The 22,751-nt window shown below is 51.9% G+C and carries 13 protein-coding genes and 1 pseudogene; 5 read left to right on the forward strand and 9 right to left on the reverse strand.

The genetic code is table 11. The annotated features are described in order from the left end of the window. Positions 1-600: 600 nt before the first annotated feature. Together CRP01_RS04030 and CRP01_RS04035 are read right to left on the reverse strand one after the other, a co-directional pair. Entirely contained in the window at positions 601-1,389 is a 789-nt protein-coding gene (locus CRP01_RS04030) for a DUF6503 family protein (RefSeq protein ID WP_099148721.1), read from the reverse strand. A gap of 97 nt (positions 1,390-1,486) precedes the next feature. Then, positions 1,487-2,398 carry a tail fiber domain-containing protein gene (locus tag CRP01_RS04035; RefSeq protein ID WP_170110211.1) on the reverse strand — a complete coding sequence of 304 codons (912 nt, stop codon included), beginning with the start codon at positions 2,396-2,398 and terminating at the stop codon, positions 1,487-1,489. Between the two features lie 576 nt (positions 2,399-2,974). Between CRP01_RS04035 and tnpA the strand changes: the two genes are divergently transcribed. Beyond that, on the forward strand, positions 2,975-3,436 hold the full coding sequence (gene tnpA, locus CRP01_RS04040; RefSeq protein ID WP_099148723.1) for an IS200/IS605 family transposase: 462 nt from the start codon (positions 2,975-2,977) through the stop codon (positions 3,434-3,436). Between the two features lie 350 nt (positions 3,437-3,786). Here tnpA and CRP01_RS04045 read toward each other — a convergent pair whose 3' ends face one another. Continuing rightward, positions 3,787-5,256, reverse strand: coding sequence for a tail fiber domain-containing protein (locus tag CRP01_RS04045; RefSeq protein ID WP_099148724.1), 1,470 nt, complete (start codon positions 5,254-5,256; stop codon positions 3,787-3,789). 404 nt (positions 5,257-5,660) lie between these two features. Between CRP01_RS04045 and CRP01_RS04050 the strand changes: the two genes are divergently transcribed. Then, positions 5,661-7,103, forward strand: a complete 1,443-nt coding sequence (locus tag CRP01_RS04050; protein WP_099148725.1) for an arylsulfatase — start codon at positions 5,661-5,663, stop codon at positions 7,101-7,103. 152 nt (positions 7,104-7,255) lie between these two features. Here CRP01_RS04050 and CRP01_RS04055 read toward each other — a convergent pair whose 3' ends face one another. The 3 genes from CRP01_RS04055 to CRP01_RS04065 form a co-directional block, all read right to left on the reverse strand. After that, entirely contained in the window at positions 7,256-7,939 is a 684-nt protein-coding gene (locus CRP01_RS04055; RefSeq protein WP_099148726.1) for an aspartate/glutamate racemase family protein, read from the reverse strand. Positions 7,940-8,192: 253 nt separating this feature from the next. After that, entirely contained in the window at positions 8,193-9,104 is a 912-nt protein-coding gene (locus CRP01_RS04060; RefSeq protein ID WP_099148727.1) for a S1/P1 nuclease, read from the reverse strand. Between the two features lie 117 nt (positions 9,105-9,221). Beyond that, a complete protein-coding gene (locus tag CRP01_RS04065; RefSeq protein WP_099148728.1) occupies positions 9,222-10,175 on the reverse strand; it encodes a cytochrome c in 954 nt (317 codons plus the stop codon). Positions 10,176-10,715: 540 nt separating this feature from the next. Here CRP01_RS04065 and CRP01_RS04070 point away from each other — a divergent pair. Next, complete coding sequence (locus CRP01_RS04070; protein WP_099148729.1) at positions 10,716-13,814, forward strand: CHRD domain-containing protein; 3,099 nt, start codon at positions 10,716-10,718, stop codon at positions 13,812-13,814. A 214-nt stretch (positions 13,815-14,028) separates the two neighbouring features. On the opposite strand, the gene mddA is transcribed toward CRP01_RS04070, so the two are convergent. Then, a complete protein-coding gene (mddA, locus tag CRP01_RS04075) occupies positions 14,029-14,805 on the reverse strand; it encodes a methanethiol S-methyltransferase (protein ID WP_099148730.1) in 777 nt (258 codons plus the stop codon). Between the two features lie 382 nt (positions 14,806-15,187). On the opposite strand from mddA, the gene CRP01_RS04080 reads away from it, so the two are divergent. After that, complete coding sequence (locus CRP01_RS04080) at positions 15,188-18,373, forward strand: sensor histidine kinase (protein ID WP_170110212.1); 3,186 nt, start codon at positions 15,188-15,190, stop codon at positions 18,371-18,373. A 4-nt stretch (positions 18,374-18,377) separates the two neighbouring features. Beyond that, positions 18,378-19,127, forward strand: a complete 750-nt coding sequence (locus CRP01_RS04085) for a LytR/AlgR family response regulator transcription factor (protein WP_170110213.1) — start codon at positions 18,378-18,380, stop codon at positions 19,125-19,127. A gap of 150 nt (positions 19,128-19,277) precedes the next feature. Here CRP01_RS04085 and CRP01_RS04090 read toward each other — a convergent pair. Together CRP01_RS04090 and CRP01_RS04095 are read right to left on the reverse strand one after the other, a co-directional pair. Then, positions 19,278-21,845, reverse strand: a pseudogene (locus tag CRP01_RS04090) (PD-(D/E)XK nuclease family protein); the annotation flags it as partial. Between the two features lie 115 nt (positions 21,846-21,960). Beyond that, positions 21,961-22,338, reverse strand: a complete 378-nt coding sequence (locus CRP01_RS04095; protein ID WP_099148734.1) for an START-like domain-containing protein — start codon at positions 22,336-22,338, stop codon at positions 21,961-21,963. Positions 22,339-22,751: the final 413 nt, after the last annotated feature.

A 22,751-nucleotide genomic window follows, 5' to 3' on the forward strand; every position in this document is an offset into this window, starting at 1 on the left:
CTTGTTTTACTGGTGTTTATGAATGAAGTTGTTTAAGGTTTTCTGCTTTCATCGAGCGCAATGGCTTGTGGTTACTGACGAAGCTCATTTTGAGTTTCGTACCTGGAAGGTACGGAGCGAAAAATAGCTGAAGTCAGGAGCCGCAATGCTTTGTGCGTAGGTAAGTGAGGAAACTTTAAACAACTTCAATACTGGGTGTACTACAAGTTTACAGGTCTGGGGCTTTGACCGAAAAGGAAAATGATTGGAAGTGCCGTCCCGGCGAGCGAGCGACAGCCACGGATGATCCCGGTCCGGGAACAAGCGCCGAATGCCGCAAACGGCGTTTCAACAGTCTAAAATGGCCGGTCACTCAAATTTTAGGGGCAACTACGAAGTCTAGAGGGAGGTGACACGGAGATAAGGAGATGGGGAGAGAAGGGAGCGACTTGGAAGCTTGCTTTGGTAAGCATCATCTGTTTGGTGTACATTACCCCATCTCCGCTTAGGAGCGAATGCAAAAGGTAGGGGGCCGGCAGTAATGGGATCGATTCGATCAGTTTCCCCGCTACCGTATAAATATCCAATCGGGCGTTTTGGAGGTTTTCCGACAGGAAATAGTCAATTATTTTCAAAGACATCAGCAATGAAAAACTGGAGACTACCCGCAAAGAAGGTTAATTTGCTTGCCGGAACTTTGATCCCTTCAACCTTAATTTCTCCGTCAAATAATATGATTAACCCTTCTTTAGGTTCACCATAGCCGTTGTCTAAATGAACAGCGTGAATTTTATAGCCTTCCTCGGGTAATACATAAAGCGTAATTGGGATTCCATAGTAGCCTTGTTCAAAATGATTGGGATATTCCTGGAAGGTAATAGCACTACATTGTCGCCCAAATAAATATTTCTTGGCAACTCCATCTAATGGGATTGCTCCGGCACTTTTTAATGCTAAGGGTATGCTAAAATGAAAGGTGTGATGTTCTTTATAGGTTTGGGCATAATATTCAGATAAACTGTATGGATATTTTTGATATTTCTCCGGGATTTCATCTGCCGTATATGCTTTTCCATTTATAGAAAAGAAAGATGACCCGTTTTCAACACCTTTTATATAAACTCCATCTTCACGCGTCCTGATACAGGTGTAAGTATCAGTATTGTTATTGATCGCTATTTCCTGGAGCGTTAGCACTCCATTCATTAAGGAGGTCATTTGCATTTGACCCGAAAATCCATTCCAAATCCCATCGGGATCATAATATTGGACGATTTTTTCAAAAATTTGTTGGGCATTCAACTCTTCACCTGATTGAGTAAATGACCATTGTGGTAATGTCAGAAAGGCAAGGATAAATGATAGTACAACCTTCTGTTTGTTAAACGAACATCTTCTTAAATACATCATTCTGATTTTTTTAAATTATCTGTACATAGCCTGGCAATGCTTAGGTCTTCCAGGCTCTTTTAGGGTGGAACCAACTGAGCATAGTAGCACCCTTTACTCAATGGGTCAATATCATCCGTTTGGTATCCAGGACCACATCTCCGCTTACCAGCGAATACAGATAGGTGCCCGCCGGCAAACGCCCGGCGCGGAAAGTGATCACACCGTTGCCGGACTGCGATAATGGAATCGATTCGATCAGTTTTCCCGCTACCGTATAAATATCCAATCGGGCATTTTGGACATTTTCCGGCAGGAAATAGTCTACTTGCGTATCCTCGTGAAAAGGATTAGGAAAATTTTGAGAGAGGCGCGCTTGTGGTTTGGGTTCTCTTACTGGGTTTTGTACTGGAGTTTGGTTTTGCCCGGTCAGCAATTGCTCCACCAGGGCGCGTAGTTCAGTGACTTCGGATGTTAGCTCGCTGATTTGCTGCTGTTGGCGCTGAATTTCCTTTTGCTGTTCTTTTGCGGCTTCGATCAATAGCGGGATCAAGCCGGTGTAGTTCACCGCTTTGTAGCCGTCCGGTCGCTCCTGCACCAGTTGCGGCAATACTTCCTCTACTTCCTGGGCAATCAGGCCGATCGTCGGTTCCGAAGCGGATTTTTGCCCTTTCGTGTATTCGGACTTATAGCGGAAAGAAACGCCCCGCAGCTGTTGTATAGTGGACATCGAATTGTGGATCGGTTGAATATCGGACTTCAACCTCCGGTCGGAGTGGATCAGCGAGCCGTTTTGGAAGATTCTTCCATCCGTCAGCATGATAAATTCTCCGAAGAGACCATCGGGCATATCGATATAATAATAGGGCTCGCCGACATCATAGAAATATCCAATATTGGCCCCGGAAAAACCGCCTCTGTATTCGTAAGCAAGGAAAGCATTGTCTCCATTGGAACGAAGGGTAAGGAGTTTATTTTCGTCCTGAATTATGGATTCACCGCGCACGTGTAATAGAGCTTCCGGACTCAAATTTCCGATACCAACACGAAGTCCTGTCGAGGGAGTATAACGCATACTAATAGCCCTATCGCTACTTATAGCCCCCCTATCCGTATTTACGAGAAGAAAAAAGTCTTGGAAGTTAGTACCCAAGCGGTCAATGTCAAAATAAGAATTAACGGTATTGTTTTGTATCTCCAATCCACCGCTAAGTTGGGCAAAACCATCTACTTTCAGCTGAGCGCTTAGGGAAAGCGAGCCCAGCAATAAATAAAAAAAGGGGTAAACACTTTTCATGGTATGGCATACATTTTTGCTGCTTTAAAATTAGACCATACCGCTTGCAAGCACTTTCGCTATTTATGCAAAGGCTTTCGTTATTATTGCACGAGGCCATCAATAGCCTTCCGTTCACCAAGGATATATTGGATTGCTGCCACCTGGCCGTAGGGAGGAAGTAATATTGCTTTTATAAGCGACTTCGGGGAAGTCGCAGCTTGGTTGCCCGTAAGTAATGCCCCGGTTCGACTTCGGAGAAGTCGTACTCAAAACCCATGTCTTGACATCTCTAGCCAATCACCATATCTTTATCAAAAAAAACGCGCTATGGCTGATGTCTTTTCCCAATTGTACGTCCATATTGTCTTTACTCCCAAACACCGGCAGGCGCTCATCCAGCCGGCATGGGAAAATCGATTACACCAGTATATTACGGGTATCGTTCGGGAACGCGGACACAAGATGCTGGCCATCGGAGGCATGCCTGATCACATCCACCTGTTTGTAGGGCTTAAACCGAGTGAGTCGGTTTCCAGCCTGGTTCGGGAGATCAAGAAGGCCAGCAACGCCTTCATTAAGGATAATCGTTTGTCAAAATTTCCTTTTTCCTGGCAAAATGGATATGGTGTGTTTTCCCACAGGCATTCCAATAAGAAAAGGGTCATTGACTATGTACCTCGTCAAAAGGAACACCATCAAAAGAGCTCTTTCCGGCAAGAGTACGAGGCCCTGATTGACGAATTTGGGATTGAAAGGGGCAAGAAAATGGTTTTTGAATGGTTGGATTGAATGTGGCTGTTTTATCGTAATGAACAAGGATGTACGACTTCTACCAAAGTCGGATTGATCCATTCTCTATGGCAACCGAGCTTCGACCTCTCCGAAGTCTTCTATATGAGTGGCAGTCAGTACTACCGAAGCCTGCTGTTGCGAAGTTTTGTCCCGATTACCGCGACTTCGGAGAAGTTGCAGCATGGTTGCCTATAAATGATCTCCTGGGTCGACTTTGGAGAAGTCGCACACCAAGCGGTCGATTTTACAAAATCTTTCTCCCGTGCGTGTAGCAGATCAATGCAGCGAGTATGATCTTCGAAGCAGTCTGTACTTGCCGTAGTGCAACATTACTGTATCTTAGGCCATCATTTCGTCAACACCATCCGTTTGGTATCCAGCACTTCATTGTCGACGACGAGGGAATACAGGTAAGTCCCCGCCGGGAACCGAGCGGCCTTGATCTGTAACTGTCCTTCCCCCGTTTGGGGCAGTGCAATTGTTTCGAGCACTTTGCCGTCGATGGTGCGGATCTCCAGCTGCGCCTGGTGTGCAGTCTCCGGCAGGTAATAATCAATCAGCGTACGTTCGTGGAAGGGGTTGGGGAAGTTTTGTGAGAGGCGCGCCTTTTGCTCAAGTGTTATCTCCCGGACTTGATCCGGAGTTTGGTTTTGTCCAGCCTTTAGCGCTCTGACCAGCGTATGCAGCTCAGTGATCTCGGACTGTAGTTCAGAAATGATCTTTTGTTGCCCGTCTACCTGATCGGCTAACTCCTGCGCTGCATTAACGAGCATATAGATGACGGCCGTACCGTTGTAGCTGAGGAAATCGCCGCTCTTTCCGCTCTTTTGATCGGTATCCCGGTAGGGCGTGACCGTATAGGGGGCCACCTTTTGCATTTCCTGGGCGATGACACCGACATAACGATCTTTGGTCGGCATGTCGAAGTCTCCCCTGAATCGATACCAGACCGGGCGGATCTGGCGGATCTGTTCCAACCCGTCTTCGAAATCCTCTACATCGGTTTTCAGTCGCTTGTCGGAAGCATCGCTCCACAGGCCGCCGCCGGGTTTGCCGGCGGTACCGACCACCTCCAGTTTGAAGTCCGGGGAGGTATCATTACCGATGCCTACATTACCGCTAAATTGCTGCATCATCACGCCAGCTCCGTTATTACCCGTCAGAAATAACTGTCCGCCGGTAGCGGTGACGTCCACGGCGCCGCCATCCGTACGTAATTCCAGCAATTTTCCCGAGTTGGTAGCTGATACCAGGCGTATTCGATTACCCACTACTTCCAGTTTGGCGCCCGGACTGGAAGTGCCGATACCTACATTTGCATTGTTGCCCAGAACCAGACTATTGTCGAGGTCGACCTGGGCATTGGCCCCAATGGCTGTGGCGTTAATCAGGCCTGAATAACCTACATTGGCTGCCGTTCCTATCAGGGTGATCTCACTGCCTACGCTATTAATCGAGCCGGTTAAATTGCCCACAAAGGTATTGGAATTGCCCTGCTGATTGCTGTAACCACTTTGATAGCCGAGGAATGTATTGTTGGTACCACTCTGGTTATTGTAACCTGATAAATTACCGATAAAAGTATTTTGGTTACCGGTTTGATTTAATCTCCCCGCGGATAGACCCAGAAATACATTACCGGCATTAGATCCGGGATCCATTAATCCCGCATTGGATCCGATGAATAGATCGTTACCGATGGCGATGTCAAGTCGCCCGGAAATCTTCGCGTCGCCCTCTACATTCAGGCGGAGTTGCGCGAGCAGAGAAAAGCAAGAGCAAAAAGAGCAGATAAAAAGTAAAGTGACAAACCTCATGATGTTTATGGAGTTTTAGGATAAAAAAAATCAGGCAATAAACTGGCCTTGTATCCGGTCGTGTCCAAGCTGAGATATCTGAAATTGCCGGTCAACTATTCGAATGCGGAACAGGCCAGGTATTTTTTTATGTTTTCAAGTTAGGAGATTGCCGGTGTGAATACCACGCCCTCTGAGCCGTCTTTCAATCCGGCCGAGCGAAGCACAGATTTAAATTATTCCTTATGGATGGTTTTTTCGATCTGTTTATTACTGATCCAAGCCGAGGCCATATGAGATCCAATGCTTTTACTGGAGATTGCCGGGGTTGTTGGGCTAATGGACGGTGAATCAGTTCATCAACGTCAGGCAAAAGGAGTGTGTTTTTTTGATTACTTTGTAAGCTTACCTGCAACTTATTAAAAATGAAAAATACCTCGATCCTTACCCTGACCTTATTCCTTTTCACCGTGGTCCTCTTTTCCCGCTGTAGCCAGGAGAACGACCCCGTAGACTCCGCAAAACCAAACGTCATTTTTATCATGGCGGACGACCTGGGCTATGGAGATGTCGGTGTTTACGGGCAGGAAAGGATCCAGACACCAAGACTTGATCAGATGGCGGAGCAGGGCCTGAAATTTACCCAGTTTTATGCCGGTACTTCCGTCTGTGCCCCTTCCCGTTCGTCATTGATCACCGGACTGACCACCGGGCATACCGAGATCAGAGGCAACCTGCAAAATGGGCGCAGAAACGGTCAGCAACCCCTGTCGGCCGGGACGTATACCATTGCCAAACTAATGAAAGAAGCCGGCTACACCACCGGCATGATCGGGAAATGGGGGCTGGGTAATCCCAATACCTCCGGTAATCCTTTGCGGCATGGCTGGGATTTTTTTTACGGCTATACCGATCAGGTACTCGCCCATAATTACTATCCGGAATACCTCTGGAAGAACAATGAAAAGGTTTTTCTGGACAATGAGGTGAACTACCTGGATACGTCGGCCTGGCACGGTGGTCTGGGAAGTTATTCCACTCAAAAACGGGAATATTCCGGCGATCTGCTGTTTGAGGAAGCGGAAGCCTTCATTCAGCGAAATCAGGATACGCCTTTCTTTTTGTACCTCCCCATCACCGCCCCGCACGATAACGGAGAGCAGCCGGACAGTATGCGGTTTGAAGTGCCGGATCAGGGCATTTACGAGGATCGCCCTTGGCCGAAAACGCACAAAGATTACGCCGCGATGATCACCCGTATGGACAGCTGCATCGGTGCACTGCTGGATCAGCTCGACCGCCTCGGCCTGGCGGAAAATACCCTGATCCTATTCACCTCCGATAACGGCCCGTTCAACAATCATCCGACTACCGATTTTTTTGATAGCAACGGCCCGCTCCGGGGAGCCAAGCGCGATCTGTACGAAGGAGGGATGCGCGAACCGATGATAGCCAGGTGGACGGGTAAGATCGAACCCAATACCACTTCCGATCATTTGGGCGCATTCTGGGATCTCATGCCTACACTTGCAGAACTGGTCGGGGTAGCCCCTCCGGAAAATACCGACGGGATCAGTTTTGTGCCGACTTTACTGGGTGAAACAGAGCAAAAAGAACACGCCCATCTTTACTGGGAGTTTCACGAAGGTACCGGTTCTCAGGCCATTCGTCAGGGGAAATGGAAAGCAGTCAGAACCGACGCGATCACCCATCCCGAAGGTGGCCTCGAACTTTATGATCTGAGTACTGACCTGGGCGAAAGCCAAAACCTGGCCGATGAATACCCCGAAAAAGTTCGTGAGCTGGATTCGTTGATGACTGCTTCCCGGACGCATTCCGACCTTTTTCCATTTGGCCGGGATGACTAATCCAGGTGGAGCGCAACCTTTTAGCTGTTGAAAAGCCTTTAGCGTAAGTCCAGAGGTCAACCCATACGGTATCCCGGAGAACTGGCCGGATAGCGCACACCACCAATCTGACCAAAGTAATGACCTGGCCCATGATGTGTTAGCGGGGCGCATTAGCTCAGAATGAAATCTACGGCTTTTTTAGCATGTAAATAGGTGGTATCCAGTAAAGGTAGATCGAAATCTTCCGGCTTGATCAACATCGGCAACTCAGTACAGCCCAGGATAATACCGTCTGCTCCATCGGCTTTGAATTTTTGCATTTCCTTTAGATAAAATGCCTTGGTTGTCTCTTCAAAAATACCCCGGGTGAGTTCTTCTGCAATAGTCCGATGGACCTCTTCCCTGATCTCCCCATCTGGGATCTGCGTGCGGATCTGGAATTTATCTTGCAATCTCTTTCGTATAAAATCTTCCTCCATTACCGGTTGGGTCCCTAACAATCCCAGCCGGTTAAGACCAAGATCCCGGACCGCTTCGCCGGTAGCGTCGGCAATGTGGATGAAGGGGATATCCAATACCGGTTCGATGTGCGGAACTACTTTGTGGGGCGTATTGGCACAGATCAGGAGGGCATCCGCTCCGGCGTTCTGTAAAGTCAGTGCTATTTTTTGATAGGCTTCATTGATCTCCTCCCAGTCTCCCCGTCGCATAAGATCGACATTCAGGCTGTATAATAATAAGGGTGGATTGGCGGGTGGAGTGCCCGTTATTTCATTGACCAATTGATTGATATATCGATAGTATTCGATCGTGGAGTGCCAGGAAGTACCTCCGATCATCCCCAGTGTTTTCATAGGCTTTGGATTGGCAGTATCGTAGTGTTTGGTAAACGGATTTATTCATTGTAAATAAATTGATCTGGAATATGTTCAAAGCGCCATCTTGTTACGCTCCAAAAACGCCTGCCCGCTTGTAAACCGGAATCAGTCACCAACGACCAATTCCGGTTTGCAGGAAAATGCTGATTCCAAAATCAAATTAACCAAGTTTCAACACTTGCTCAACCCCTTAAGCTGACGCTGGGCACAAAATATCTCTAAAGCCGGCTTAGTCTTTCGCCCCGAGTGCCTCGTTCAACATATCGGCCAGCCGGTAACCCGCCGCGGTCAGGCGTTCGCGTACCACGCGTTGCCCGGCTTCCAGGTAGCGCTCGGAGGGTGTGCCACCCGGCTCCAGATACACGAAGCGGCCGCGATCATTTTCTCCGTTCACGCCGCGGTAGCCATATTTTACGGCCAGTTTGTGGCTCTCCAGGGCCCAGAAATCCGGATCGCTCCATTCAATGCCGGTAATGGCCGAGCGGGGAAATTCTTTCATCAGGTCCTGGGCCAGTCCTTCGATGCGTTGGAGCTGCTCGTCCGTTAATGGCTTCTTGGGTTCCCGGTAGGGAGCAATATCATTGTAACTACTCAGAAAACCACAACCGTCGTCCCAGAGGGCATGCAGGTTATTCCAGGTACCTTCCAGCGGGAAGGCATTGCCACCGATATTGCCGGCGGGTTGCTCGTTGGTAAACACGGAAGTAGAATGCAGCGGCTGGTGGATATCGCCCACAAAGTGGACCAGAAAAGCCAGACTGCGCGCTGCTTCCAGATCGCGGGGACGGTTGTCTTCCAACTGCCGTACCATCTGGTTAATGGCCCAGAGGATATCGATCTCCGGCTGGTCCGGTATCGCTACATTATCCCGCATCCAGGGGAGGTTGGTATAGTGCCAGGTGTCGTAGGCCCGAACGCCCTCCACCTTCAGGTCATCCGGCCAGGGACCGGTGGTGATGAAGTGGTTCATGTAGGGGTAATCCCGCTGCAGAACGCCGGTGAGCTCGTCTACCCGGGCTTTGGCGTCTTCGTTCAGGTTCATGTAGGCGATCATCGCCGTTACGAGGTGTCCCGGATCCCACCAGGCATTCAGGCTGATACAATACAGAGAAGCGATCAGCAGTACCTTAATTTTCTTCATAAGTTGAGTGATAGCATGATGAACCGTAAAGTTAGCAATAATGCTACGATACTCTATGGGAATAATGCGGTGATGCTGCAATGCAGTGCTTCGGCCCGGCACCACCACTCCGGCTGATCACCGGGTCCGGTCCACGGAGTTCTCGATCACCGGGATGGTTTTCAGGTAGGCAAAAATGGCCCTGATCTCATCGTCGGTCAGATCCGTATATTTCGGCATCGGTACCCTTACCGGATATTTGGGGCCTTTCCCCCACTTGACCGCATCGATGAATTGCTGCTCGCTCCAGTTGCCGATACCGGTTTCCGGGTGCATAGTGAGATTGGCCGAATAGATATCCTGGCCGGCGGCATCTTTCAGCAGGTTACCGCCCCCGTAGTAACCGGCGGAATTGACGGGCGTGTATTCATCAATCGTGGTAAAGTCCGCCGAATGGCAGGAAAAACAACCGGCTACGGCGTCCGCTACGTACTGTCCCCGGGCTATCTGGTCTCCGGCATTTGGGAGCGCGATCTCCTGCTGCGGATAGGGGAAAGGTTTGAAAGCTACGTGCGAAAGGAACTTCACGAGGAAGCTGGGCCTGGGAGCCGGTTGGCGGACCTCCGAAGGTTGCAACATGGGATGATCCGAACGCAGGAAGGCGATAATGTCCCGCAGGTCTTCGTCGGCCATGTTGGGAAATTTAACCATCCACGGTGGAGCGTATTTTCCATCTTTTTTTACACCGGTGCGCAGCAGGTAGGCCAGTTCTTCGTTGGAATAGCTTTTCAGGCCGGTCTCCGGGTGGTTCAGGTTGGCGGACCAGACCTCGCCGAAGGAGGCCGGCACGTCGAACATCTTTTTCCCTTCCAACAATTGATTTTCGTAATTGATATGGCAGTCCATGCAGGTTAGCCGGACCAGTTTTTCTCCATTGGTCAGGCTGGCGCTGTCGGCACTGACCGCGTAATTTTCCGGAAGCTCTAAGTCGTAAGACGGAATACCGGTGGCGTTGATGTAGAGCGCGAAACCTCCGATCAGTACCAGCACAATGCCAAGAATGATACCTGCGATCTTTAATACTTTTTTCATAATTTCAGTTTTAGGTTATACGATTAGTCTGTGGTCCTGGCCGGTCCCACGGAGACACCCGATACAGCCGGAAATCTGGAATCAATCTGGCGGAACGGAGTAATCTGACTCGGAAGATGAGATCACCATCCGGGACGGGCCTGAAGGACAGGACAAAAATAGGGGCCCACCTCCGGCGGAAATTGTACAAATGTCGCATGCCTTAAAAAATTGTAGCACGGTAAAGGCTGCGGTAGTCTGCGGTTTCGAGTTTGTTTTTTTCCCGTTCGGTTACTATTTTTTCAAATAGGGAAGATTTAATCCCAAATTGTGGTTAACTTTGAATGTAAGGACCCGGTGGGAATCAAAACCGTTTTGGTTGGCTTGTTGCCTGGTCCTCTAATTCGCACCCGGACATTATCGAACCGGGCGAATCGTCCAACTTCCTGATCCTATCCATACAATACATCTGCCTCACGAACCGGTCGCCGGTTCGGAGCCCCTCTATTAGATCATGGTAATTAATCGTTTATTGATAATTAATTCAAACCCTATCCTTGTATGAACTATTCTACTAAAGATTCTTTTGCTCCCGTAGTGAAAGGTATTTTCGGCCTGGTCGTCATCCTGTGTACGGCTTTTTTGCCATTAACGCTCTCCGCTAATAACATCTACCAGGCGATGTTAAGGGGGCGACACGAAGTACTGCCGGTCACTACCCCTGCGTCCGGCATGATAACCGCTACTCTGGAAGAAAACGTACTGACGGTGGAGGGCTCCTTCTCCGGTCTTTCGGGTGATTTTGCCTCCAACGTTGCCGGCGGCAGTCACATTCACATCGCTTATGCCGGCCGGAACGGTGGCATTGCCCTGTCGTTGACCGCTACGCTGGACCCGGATCTGCGCGGCGGCACCTTCCGGGCTCAGGACAACAATTTCTCGCTTACCGAAGAACAGATGCAGGCTCTGGCCGAACGGAGGATGTACGTCAACATCCACTCTACAGCCAGCACCAGCGGCGAACTGCGGGGGCAATTGCTACCCGCAGCCGAGGAATACTTCTTCACCAATTTGCTGGGCAGCAATGCCGTGCCGGCGGTGATGTCCGGTGGCAGCGGCGCTCTGGCCCTCGAACTGAACGGAAGAACCCTCACGGTGAGCGGCTCCTTTCAAAATATGGAGGGAACTTTGTTTACCCAGGCGGCCGGTGGCGCTCACCTGCATCTGGGTTACGCCGGGGAAACGGGTGGCATCGAGGTCGGCCTCAATCCCAGTGCGGGAGAAGACGGAAACGCGGCCGTATTTACCGCTGCGGATAATACTTTTGAGCTGACTCCACCACAGGTACGCGCCCTGCGGGATCGGCGACTTTACGCCAACATCCACTCCAGCCAGGTGCCCGGTGGCGAACTCCGGGGACAGGTTGTCGGTATGGCGCGCAACGTTTTCCGGGCGCACCTTTCGGGCAGCAACGAAAATCCGTCCGTTACCAGTCTGGCTACCGGCGTTGTGCTGGCTGAACTAATGGCCGATAACCGGCTGATCCTTTCCGGTAACTTCAACGGTCTGGAAAGTAAACTGGCCGTGAATACCGGCGGCGGCGCTCACATTCATCGCGGACTGGCGGGCTCCAACGGTCCGGTAATGTTCCGCATTTTCGTGAAAACCGGTGGCGGCTTGCTCAATGGCGTGGTCGAAATGGACCGCAATATCAATGAGTTATCGGAAGAGCAGGTAGCGGCCCTCTACGACCGGGCTTTCTACGCGAATTTCCATACGCTCATCAACGGCAGTGGTGAGATCCGCGGACAACTGCTGCCCGAAAGCCAGATGTACTTCAGCGGCTTTTTGTCCAGTATTTTCCAAACCAACGGGGCCATCAGCACCGGTACCGGCGGGGTAAAGGCAGAGTTATCCGGCAACCGGCTCACGCTGAGCGGATCTTTTGCCGAATTGCGCAGCGCCGTGGCGACGGAAATTGCCGGCGGTGCTCATATCCACCGCGGGATGGCCGGTTCCAACGGACCGGTAACCCAACCGCTGGTACTCACGCTCGGTGACGATAGCCAGTCGGGAACTTTCGCGGCGGATCAGAACGTATTCGAGCTGGAAGCAGCCGAATTGGAAGACCTGCGGGCCCGGGGAAAATATGTGAATATCCATTCGCTGGATAATCCTTCCGGAGAATTGCGTACGCAGTTGTTACCCGAAGCGACCACCTATTTCGTAGCCCCACTTTCCGGTGCCAGCCAAACCGTTCCGGTGAATACCGATGCGGTGGGTATGACCATCCTGGAAGTTACCGGGAATATCGGTATTACCACCGGATCGTTCAACAATCTGAGCGCTCCTCTGGCTACGGCTATTTCCGGCGGCGCTCACGTGCACCAGGGCATGGCCGGTCAGAACGGATCCGTGATCTTTCCCCTGAATTCAAGCACCGAGGACGGTATGCTGAGCGGGACCTTCGCGGCGGAGGATAATGTACAGGCCCTGAATAAAGATTTCATCAGCCGCCTGCGCAGTCGTGGTTACTACGTGAATGTGCACAGTCAGCAATACCTGCCGGGTGAGATTCGGGGACAACTATTACCGCTGGCCACGGCTTACTTTACCGCCAATCTGGCCGGATCGAACGCCGTACCGCCCAACGCTTCGATGGGCCGCGGCCAGGTGAAGGTCGAATTGCGGGGAACTGAGATCGTCCTGAGCGGAGCTTTTTCCGGTCTAACGGGCGAATTTGACGCGGCGGTTGCGGGCGGATCCCACCTGCACGCGGCCTTTGTGGGCCAGAACGGACCGATCAAGTTTTTTACGAACGCCCGCTTGAATGAGGACCTGAAAGGTGGTCGTTTCCTGGCGGTAGAAAATGTATTTGATCTTGATTTCCGCAATTACTTCGATCTGATCAACGGATTTCTGTATCTGAATATTCACAGCAGTACCCATCCGGCCGGAGAGATCCGGGGGCACGTACTGGGAGAGATCAATCAATATCCGGAACCCGACGCGACTATCACGTCCCCTATGCCGGGCGAAACCCTCACCGTAGAGGGTGATCCACTGACGGATTTCATCCTCAACTGGACCCCCGCTACCGATCGGGATTATCTGGGTTATGTCTGGCAGGTCTCTACCGGGGTAGCTTTTCAAACCCTGCTCCTGAACCGGAATGTCGGCTACAGTGATTTTTACGCGACCAATTACGCGCTGCTGGATAAATTACTGGCCAATGCGGGTGTGGCAGTCGGCGAAACCGTGACGCTTTTCCACCGCATAGTAGCTTCGGACGGCAGCCTGGCTACCGCCGGCCCGACCAGTAACCTGACGCTCACCCGCGGAGTGCTTGATCCTCTGGGGGGCAGCCGGATCGCCTTACCGGGGAACGACGAAGAAGTGGTGGCGGATTTCCGGGTATTCCCCAACCTGCTCCGGAGCGGTCAACTGGTTAACGTACAGGTGATGGCCGGTGCGGATCAACGCGCTCTACTGGTGCTGGTCAACCAACTGGGGCAGCCACTGCAAAGACGGCCGGTAGAACTATTCGCCGGAGAAAACCGGATGGAGTGGTCTCTGCCGGATCTGGCGGCCGGCTTTTACTTTATCCAGTTGCAGATGGAAGGGCAGTTACTGCCGCTGCAGCGGATCGTGGTGAACTAGGCCACAGGGATGCGGAGATTGAGCAATGGAAGGAAGGTGATTGAAAGCCTGCTACCAACTTCCCATGGCTCTGCCGATCCAATTAAAAAAAGCCTGTCAGTAGCCCGACGGTCATATAGGAACGACCGTCGGGCTACCTGCAGGCTCTAACCATACAAACGGGTAGGATCCTGAAAATTGCCTTCCCGCCGAGTCATCTTCCTTTCTTCGCCGCTCAGGCGACCCGGTCGCTCACCGGGACCGGCGTTTCCCGGGGCAGTTCTTTTTTCCTGAATCCCGGTATCAGCTTGGGAATACGGGACTGGTAATTGCTGTAGACCTTACCGTGAAAATTTACCAGGTCTTTCTCTTCGAAATAAATACCCACTAAAGTATAAGCGGTAATGATGACGGCGAACGTCAGATGTGTGGTCGTCATGACCGGAGTAGCCCAGGCGCCGATAATAAAGCCCAGATAAAGCGGGTGCCGGACGTACTTGTACAGGTAGGCGGTAGTGAATTTCAGCGGCTCGTAGGACTGATTGCGAAAATACCGCCACACCTGACGCAGGCCGACAAAATCAAAGTGATCGATCATAAATGAACTCGCCAGGATCAGGGTATAACCCAACAGGCTGACGGCGACCAGCAGGCCGCTCAGAAAAGGGGAGGAGAGGCTCCAGATGACACCCCCCATAGGTTGCCACTTCCAGATCAGCAGGATGAGTACGAGGCTGGAAAACAGCACATAGGTACTCCTTTCGATAGGGTCGGGAATGACCTGGGTCCACCATTTTTTGAAACCCTTACGGGCCATTACACTGTGCTGGATCGCAAAAATACCCAGCAGTACCAGGTTATTGAGCAGGGCATTGATCCAGGGTAATTCGGGATGGCCGCTGATGGTCTTGGGCACGAACAGGTTCGTTGTGAACCCGACGGTATACAAAAAGGTCGCTAAAAAAAGCAGATAGGCAATCCCTCCGTAGATTAGAAAAAAGAATCTGGACATAATCTTTGGTTTTAAATGTTAGTGCAATATTAGGGGCCTGGCGGCCGGTAGTAAAGGCCAAATGAGGGAAGGCACAGGTTTCCTGCTTTGATCTACGGATCGGGATTTTCGGGAGGAAATCTGCTGAAAAATGCATTTGCACAGGCTGCGGGTGGTATTGACGCAGAAAAACACCCCATTCACAAGCTGAACCCTGACATTCAATCAATTGGGTCCCGGGACTGGGGATTTTTGCCTAAATTGAACATATTTAACAGTCCAAATCCAGTGCCGGAGCCGGCGAAAGTACGGCTCGTTCGGTGCCCTGGATCTTTGAATAAAGCTAATGGTGCCCACCATAACTCCATACCGGACCTACACTCGACGCAAAGTGGTTTGGGGTTTGTCCAGGCCGCTTCGGGCAGTATTCGCTGCACTTAAACGGGTTTGGAACTCCCGAAAGGATTTTACGCCGGTTTACTTTACCGCCTGCCTGCTGGTCCTGAGCGTTCCCCTGACCCAGGCCCAGTATTACTTCGACCGCTACGTCAATATCGGTGGGGAAGAAGACATCCGGGGCATTCTGCAGGAAGGCAGTGACGGGTTCATTTGGATCGGCACGGCCAATGGACTGTATCGTTACGACGGCCGGAATTTTAAAGTCTATCACCACCAGCCGGAAGATTCCACCAGCCTCCAGCATGATAATATCTACGCCATGCTCGCCATCGGAGATCAACTCTGGATCGGCACGGCCATTGGCGTTTCCGTCATGGACCTACATACCCATACTTTCACCAACTATACCTTTTCCAGCAACAACTGGCCCGAATGGCAGGGGGCCAGTTCCTACAACCGCGTGCAGGCCATTTTCCGGGACCGGCAGGGAGAGATCTGGATCGGCACCCACATTCAGGGGCTGTGGCGGTTTGATCCGGTCACCGAAACCTTCATCCCGTATTCCGAAAGGGCCTATCCCCAACTGCCCTCTCCTCTGGAAAAACCCTATCTGATCTGTTCGCTTACCCAATCACCGACCGATGATTCCATCATTTGGGTCGGTACCGGTGCGGGACTGCTGGAACTGAACAAAGTTTCGGGAGCACAGCAACTCCACCTCTACCGGGATGAGGACCTGCTTAAAGAAACGGCAGTCAATGTTGTCCTGAACGTTTATGCCCACGATGACGGCCTGGTGTATCTCGGCAACTGGACCGAGGGGGTTTACACCTTCGATCCGGCTACCGGTCTCTTTGCCCCGCTGGCGGCCGGTAACGATAGCGAGAACATTACCGTTAAGTCCCATATCCGAGGATTGCACCGGAAAAACGCCGAACAGATCTGGATGAGCACCTCCCGCGGAGTGGCGGTTTATAATTCCCACACCCGGACCTTGGATTACGCCAAATCCAACGATTTTGAAAAAAAGGCATTCTACGGCATTTCCATGATCGATAAACGGGGGCGGATCTGGTACGATAATACCTTTGGGATCTACCTCTTTGATCCGCATCTGCAGCAATTTGGTAACCGCTCTTTTCGCGATCTCTACGACCGTAAGGATCCTGCGCTCAATATCTACGTCGAATACGATACGGTCCGGGACCGGATCGTGGTCTGCCCCCGGCGGGCGGACGGCTTGTACCGTTACGAACGGAAAACTGAAAAGTGGGAAAAATTGGCGCTCGATCCGGGCGACAAACCTTATCTCGAGGTCTTTGGCTTCAGCATGCTGGGCGACGGTCAGTATCTGCTATCTACGCGGAGCGGACTCCAGTTATACGATGAACGTACCGGAGCCCAGCGGGTGATCGAGATCCCGGATGACATTCTCTATTCTGATCTGCGGGATGTACTCCTGACTTCCAGCGGAGAGATCTGGATCAGCGTCAATCACCGGGGCATTTACCGGACGGACCGGGATCTTCGTTCTTTCCGGCATTACCGGGAGGAGATCGACTACAGCGATATCGGCCTGACCCATATGGGCATATTGTACGAAGATAGCCGGCAAAATATCTGGATCAAACGCCGTTTTGGCTTTAGTGTTTACCACCACCAACAGGACACTTTCCACAATTTCATCTATCCGCTCGACCCCGACATTAGTTTTACCATGGTCAACGATTTTGTGGAAGACCGGCAGGGGCGGGTGTGGACCAGTAACGGGCACGGCATGCTCGGATATCTGGAAGCAGACCATCCGGAAAAAGGCCTGATCCGCAAGATCAATTTTAACGATGTCGGCCTGCCGGGCTATATCAGTCGGCTCGAGACCGATTCCAAAGGAAATGTCTGGGGGATCACCGAAGACGATATGATCTGTATAGAACCGGATAGTCTGCACATAAGCAGCTACAGTTTTCGCTACGGTGCCCGCGATTTTACCTACTACGGTTTCCGGATCCTGCCGGATGATAAAATGTACATCGGGAGCTGGGTATCCCTGCTGGAAACCGATGCGGGCCGCCTGCGCAAAAACGACGAACTACCGATCCCGTACCTGTCCAGCATCAGTATTCGCAACGAAACCGAAACCGAGCCCTATCCGCTTTTCGGCAGGAAACCCCTGGAGCTGAAACACCACCAAAACTTTTTTACGCTGTATTATTCGGCGCAGGCCTATACGCTGGGGCAGGATGTGAATTTCCGGTACCGCCTCCGGGGATTTGACGAATGGAAGGAGGTCGGGCACAGCCAGCTTGCAACCTACACCAATGTACCCAGCGGCGATTATGTCTTTGAGCTTCAGGCAGCCAATAACGAAGGCATCTGGAATAAAGAGGCGCTGCTGATCCCCATTGCCATCGGCAAACCCTGGTACGCGACTACCTGGTTCTATCTGGGCACGGGTGGGTTTTTCGGACTGTTTTTCCTTTCCGTTTACCAATACCGGGTGAATCAGATCCGGCACGAGGCCCGCCTCAAAACGGATTTCGACAAGAAACTGGCCAGTGTGGAAATGAATGCCCTGCTGGCCCAGATGAATCCCCACTTCATCTTCAACAGCCTCAATTCCATCGATAGTTTTATCCTGAAAAACGAATCGCGGCAGGCTTCGGAATACCTCAACGATTTCGCCCGGCTGATCCGGCTGATCCTGCAGAATTCCCGCTCGGAATCCATCCGGCTGAGTGATGAGATCGACACCCTGGAACTCTACCTGAAGATGGAACAGTTGCGCTTCAATGGGAAATTCGAATACGTCATCCATATCGACGATTCGGTGGATGTGGATCAGGTAGAGATCCCACCGATGCTAGTGCAGCCCTACGTGGAAAATGCCGTCTGGCACGGGCTACTGCATCTGCCCGAAGACCGGTCGGGCAAACTGCGGGTGGACATCGATCGTAAGGGCGGGATCCTGACCATCCAGGTGACGGATAATGGGGTAGGGCGGGTCCGCTCCCGCGAGATCAAACAACGGAAGATCAAACACAAAAAGTCGATGGGCATGAAGATCACCCACGACCGTATTGACTTAATAAATACCTTATATAATGCCAATGCCAGGATCGATATCGCCGACCTCTACAGCGAAGACGAAACGCCGCAGGGCACCAAAGTTTTTATCACCTTATCCACCTGATGCCATGATCAAGACCGTAATCATCGATGATGAACAACACAGCATCGATACCCTAGTCTGGAAACTCAACAATTACTGCGAGGATGTCGATATCGTCGCTACTTTCACCAATCCCGTACAGGGAATTAAATACCTGAAGGAGGAAGCGCCGGACCTCCTTTTTCTGGATATTGAAATGCCGATGATGAACGGTTTCGATGTATTGGAAGAGTTGGGGCCGGTGATCAACTTCAGCGTCATCTTTGTGACGGCTTACGACTCCTTCGGCATTAAAGCCGTCAAGTTCAGTGCGCTGGATTATATCCTGAAGCCGGTACATAACAAAGAGCTGGTGGGTGCGGTCCAGAAGTTCAAGGCGGTCAACAAGCAGGATTCCATCGTCCGGATCGACAATCTGCTGTCCAATATCCAGGCCGAACGGCAACGCAAACCGGTGAAGATCGCGCTGGCTTCCCGGGAAAGTATCGAGTTTGTCGCGCCCGACGATATCATTCTTTGCGAAGCGGACAGTAATTACAGTAAGGTATTCCTGATCAACGGTAAGATGCGCCTGATCTCCAAAACCCTGCGCGATTTTGAGGAAATGCTCGAACCCCAGGGCTTTTTCCGGCCCCACAATTCCTTTGTGATCAACCTGGAATACGTGCAGGAATTCCAGCGGCTGGATGGCGGCTATCTGGTGATGAAGAATAAGATGAAGGTGCCGGTGTCCAAGCAGAAGCGGTCGCAGGTACTGGGTTTGCTGGGCGGGTAAGTAGACCTTACCTTATTCAATGAGATTGATCAACGTCCCATAATCATCAAAATAGGCATTCCCCGTACGCATTTCCAGCAGGTCCATCAATTCGGCGCCGTAGTGCTCATCCAGCGCTTCGGCTGTCTGTTCGCAGCGGATCTCGATCTTGCCCGCTTTGATCTGTTCCATCCGCCAGCGATAGGTGGCTTCCATCTTTTCCAGGATGCGTTCGTTCACCTCCCGGTGGTCGGTATCCGGACTGACGGCGGTGATCTGCTGGAATGCCAGCTCGTTGCGACTGATCATTTTGCCGTCCTCCATCACGAAATAGGCAGTATGGGCCCAAGAGTCTTCCGCGGTGAGCAGGCGGGAATATAGTACGAGTTGCAGATCCTCCTCGTTGCGGATCTGCCGTTCCCGGCGACTGCTGCCCCGCCATTTCAGATCGACCACAGCGAGTTCGCCGTCCCGTTCCAACACCAGATCGGCACGTCCCCTGACGGGAATATTTTCAAATTTACCCTGTAGTTCCTGCTCGGTGCCCCGTACCGACCAGCCGTTCTGCTGGATGAGATTCACGAGGCTCCAGGCGGCGTATTTTACCTTATTGATAAAAGCCAGTCGTTCCGGTTCGCGTCCGTAGAGCAGTAAGCCGGCGCCTTCCTGCCCGAGTAAGCGGCGGGATTCGCCTTCGATCCAGCGGTGGACGGCGGCCTGGTCCCATTGTTCCTGTTTCTGGTTGAGCAGCCGCTGGAAAAAGCGGTGCGCCAGATTGCCCATCAGGGTCCGGTCCGGGACCACGCTGAGAATGGCGCTTTTGCGCAGATGGATCTGGTGCCGCAATACCCACTGGTAGGGATAGTAGAAGAGGGTTTCCAGGCTGCTGAGGGTCTCGGCTTCCCGCTGGGCGGCCAGGTCAATACCGGTGATCTCCAGGAAGGGTTTCGGCCGCCCCAACTGCCGGATGTCCAGCGGACGGTAGGAGGGCAGGTCGAAGATAGACGCAAAAGCCTCTTCTCCGCGACCACTTTCCAGATCGTAGGTGATAGCGCTCAGGTCTTTGAACGCGGCCTCCAGCGGCCCCATCAGCGGATGCGGCTCATTGGCGCGGCCGGCTGTATTGTCCGGTACGATGAGAATGAGCTGATCCCGCGTTTGCAGAATGGGCCATTTGCGCTGCCAGATCAGCCGACCGTTTTCATCCTGCGGTCCATCGGGTACCACGGCCCGTTTTTCGAGCCAGGAACGTTCGCTGTCGTACCAGCGGGAAAAGAAGTGTTCGGCTTCCTGCTGGGAAAAATTCCACCACAGGAGCCGGTCCGTAGCGCCTACCATGGCCGACGGCCGGAGCACAAAGGGCAAATGCCCCACTTCCGTTTCGCGAAACTGTACCGGTGCGGGCTCGTAAATGGTGCGTACGATACGCTCCAGTTCCAGGTGGGATAAGCGATCTTCCGGCACCGCCTGCAGCAATTCCACGACACGTTTGGCCTGTTCGGCCAGTACCATGAAAGAAGGATTGTTCGCCCCTTTGTCATCGTACACCTGGATGGCCCAGCGTTGCAGGTAGGCGAAGATCTCGATAACCTCTCCCTTGGGAACGGCGGCCGAACGATCGTAGCGCTGGCGTTCAAACCAGAAATTGTACTGGCTGCGCACTTCGGCCGGTTTGATGCTTTTATCTTTTTGGGCCAGCGTATCCAGCTCGTCGAAGTAGCGGTTGATCATGATGTACCAGCCCTCTCCGCGCAAGCCCGGGGTCTGCGCCATGTGGATGGCGATGCGGTGGGCCAGTTCGTCCTCCAGTGGTTTGACCGCCAGGGAAACAAACTCCATGATCTTATACGGATCGATCGGATCCCAGAGAAATACACTCACCAGCTTGAGTACCTGCAGGGTGGGGCGGGCCAGCGATGCGGCCGGCAGGCCCATGCCGGGCAGACCTTCCAGGGTGAGGTAATCATCGAGCAGGCGACTTTTATCACCGATCAGGCAGAGTGGACGCAGTTCTTCGTTGAGTCGGAAACAGGCGGCGATCCAGGCCGCCAGACTGGCTTCGTTCTCGCCCCGCAGGATCAGCAGGCTACCGTCACCGGCAGTATCTTTTTTGGCTTTGGTCAGGCCGTTAACAGCGTGTTGGAAATGCCCCAGATCGGTGTGCGCGTGGGTATCGGGCAGCCCGATCTGGCGAATGACAACGCCCTGGTCCCGGAACCGGTCAAACAACTGTCGCAAATGGGGAGGGAGTTGTTCCCGGGGCTCTACGAGGGCCACCTCCCGGATCGGGTGGCGGCGGCGGTCGAGCATGCGGAGGATCGCGCGCCAGCGGTCGGCTACGCCCATGGTGAGGTGGACCGGATTGCCGGTGCGGAGTTCTTCCTCGATCGCAGCCAGGCAGGCCAATCGTTCCGGACTGTTTTCATCCGCTTGAAAATCCCAGCCGGCCAGCAGCAGTTCGTCGCGGCGGGAAAGCAGTTCAGCCGCGGTGGCCATCTGGTCGGCCCGGAAGGAATCCGCAAAAAAAGCCCGGGGCTGTTCTTCCAGGTATGCGCTGAGCGCCTGCCGGTACTGGGCCGTACGCAGGTAGTCAATATTATTGGCGTGACCGATCAGGCCAAGATGTGATTCCAGGGTATGCAGGAGGCCGTGCGGGCCCAGATATTGCACATTACCCTGCGTGCCGTCCGGCAGCGGGTAGACACTATCATCGAGCGCTAAACCGAAATAAATGATCATAGAGTAAAATCGTGAATCAGTGGGTCAAAAGCCGTAAGTTGAAGAGCTTAAAGTCGTGAGTCGGTGGTGAGGCAGACTGGGGACTTGCGGGTTACAACGGGCGAATGATCCTGACCTAACCGCCAGTTTCCGTGCGCAGTTGGGAGATCTGGGTAGCCCAGAGCTGTTTTTGGTCGGCCACTTCGTCGGAATCACAAAAATCGGTGATCGTGAGAATGGTCTCGCCGGTCACGGGGGACTTATCCATACGAAATTCCAGGTATTCTCCTTCGTCAGCGTCTTCCCATTCAAAGCGAACTCGTTCGTCTTCGATATCGTCAATGAGTTCGGCAACTTCTTCGCTGCCGCTCCACACGAAAGTGAAGGTATCCCCTTGGATATCGACTTCGTCACAGAACCAGCGAATGAGGGTAGAGGGAGTGGTTAGAAATTTATAGAGTATGGTTGGAGAGGCCCGAAAAATGAATTCCATGTCTATTTGAACTCTTTCCATACCGAAGCTATTAATTTGAAAATCTTTTTGTTAGATAATGGTGCGTAATTGCGAAAGATAATATTTTTCTAAAGCCTCTTATGCCCCGCACAATAAAAAATAAAAAAATGATTTTTCCAAATTAAACTCTTTTTTTCGTTGGTGGCCAGGATTTTTCTTCGTAGATTGTTTGTGTCCATTTGACACTAATTTTAACCCTAATGAAACCTTTCCCTTGACAGCTACGTTAAATTCCTGTAAATTTGCTCGCTGAATCCGGACAAATACCATAGGCATTGAAACCCAAACAGATGTTAAAACCTTTCGATACTGCTTTGTGAAAGCAACATCCCTATACCTAAATGCCTGTCCAGGACATTTCTATTATTCCCATAACATACTGAAGAACAAGAAGAAACGAAAAGGACTGCTTT

This window comes from Flavilitoribacter nigricans DSM 23189 = NBRC 102662, assembly GCF_002646595.1.
Taxonomy (GTDB): domain Bacteria; phylum Bacteroidota; class Bacteroidia; order Chitinophagales; family Saprospiraceae; genus Flavilitoribacter; species Flavilitoribacter nigricans.

Bases quoted from the DNA above. Each gene is read 5' to 3' on its own strand.
- CRP01_RS04030 (WP_099148721.1), bottom strand. From the start codon at position 1,389: ATGATGTATTTAAGAAGATGTTCGTTTAACAAACAGAAGGTTGTACTA.
- tnpA (WP_099148723.1), top strand. From the start codon at position 2,975: ATGGCTGATGTCTTTTCCCAATTGTACGTCCATATTGTCTTTACTCCC.
- CRP01_RS04045 (WP_099148724.1), bottom strand. From the start codon at position 5,256: ATGAGGTTTGTCACTTTACTTTTTATCTGCTCTTTTTGCTCTTGCTTT.
- CRP01_RS04050 (WP_099148725.1), top strand. From the start codon at position 5,661: ATGAAAAATACCTCGATCCTTACCCTGACCTTATTCCTTTTCACCGTG.
- CRP01_RS04055 (WP_099148726.1), bottom strand. From the start codon at position 7,939: ATGAAAACACTGGGGATGATCGGAGGTACTTCCTGGCACTCCACGATC.
- CRP01_RS04060 (WP_099148727.1), bottom strand. From the start codon at position 9,104: ATGAAGAAAATTAAGGTACTGCTGATCGCTTCTCTGTATTGTATCAGC.
- CRP01_RS04065 (WP_099148728.1), bottom strand. From the start codon at position 10,175: ATGAAAAAAGTATTAAAGATCGCAGGTATCATTCTTGGCATTGTGCTG.
- CRP01_RS04070 (WP_099148729.1), top strand. From the start codon at position 10,716: ATGAACTATTCTACTAAAGATTCTTTTGCTCCCGTAGTGAAAGGTATT.
- mddA (WP_099148730.1), bottom strand. From the start codon at position 14,805: ATGTCCAGATTCTTTTTTCTAATCTACGGAGGGATTGCCTATCTGCTT.
- CRP01_RS04085 (WP_170110213.1), top strand. From the start codon at position 18,378: ATGATCAAGACCGTAATCATCGATGATGAACAACACAGCATCGATACC.
- CRP01_RS04095 (WP_099148734.1), bottom strand. From the start codon at position 22,338: ATGGAAAGAGTTCAAATAGACATGGAATTCATTTTTCGGGCCTCTCCA.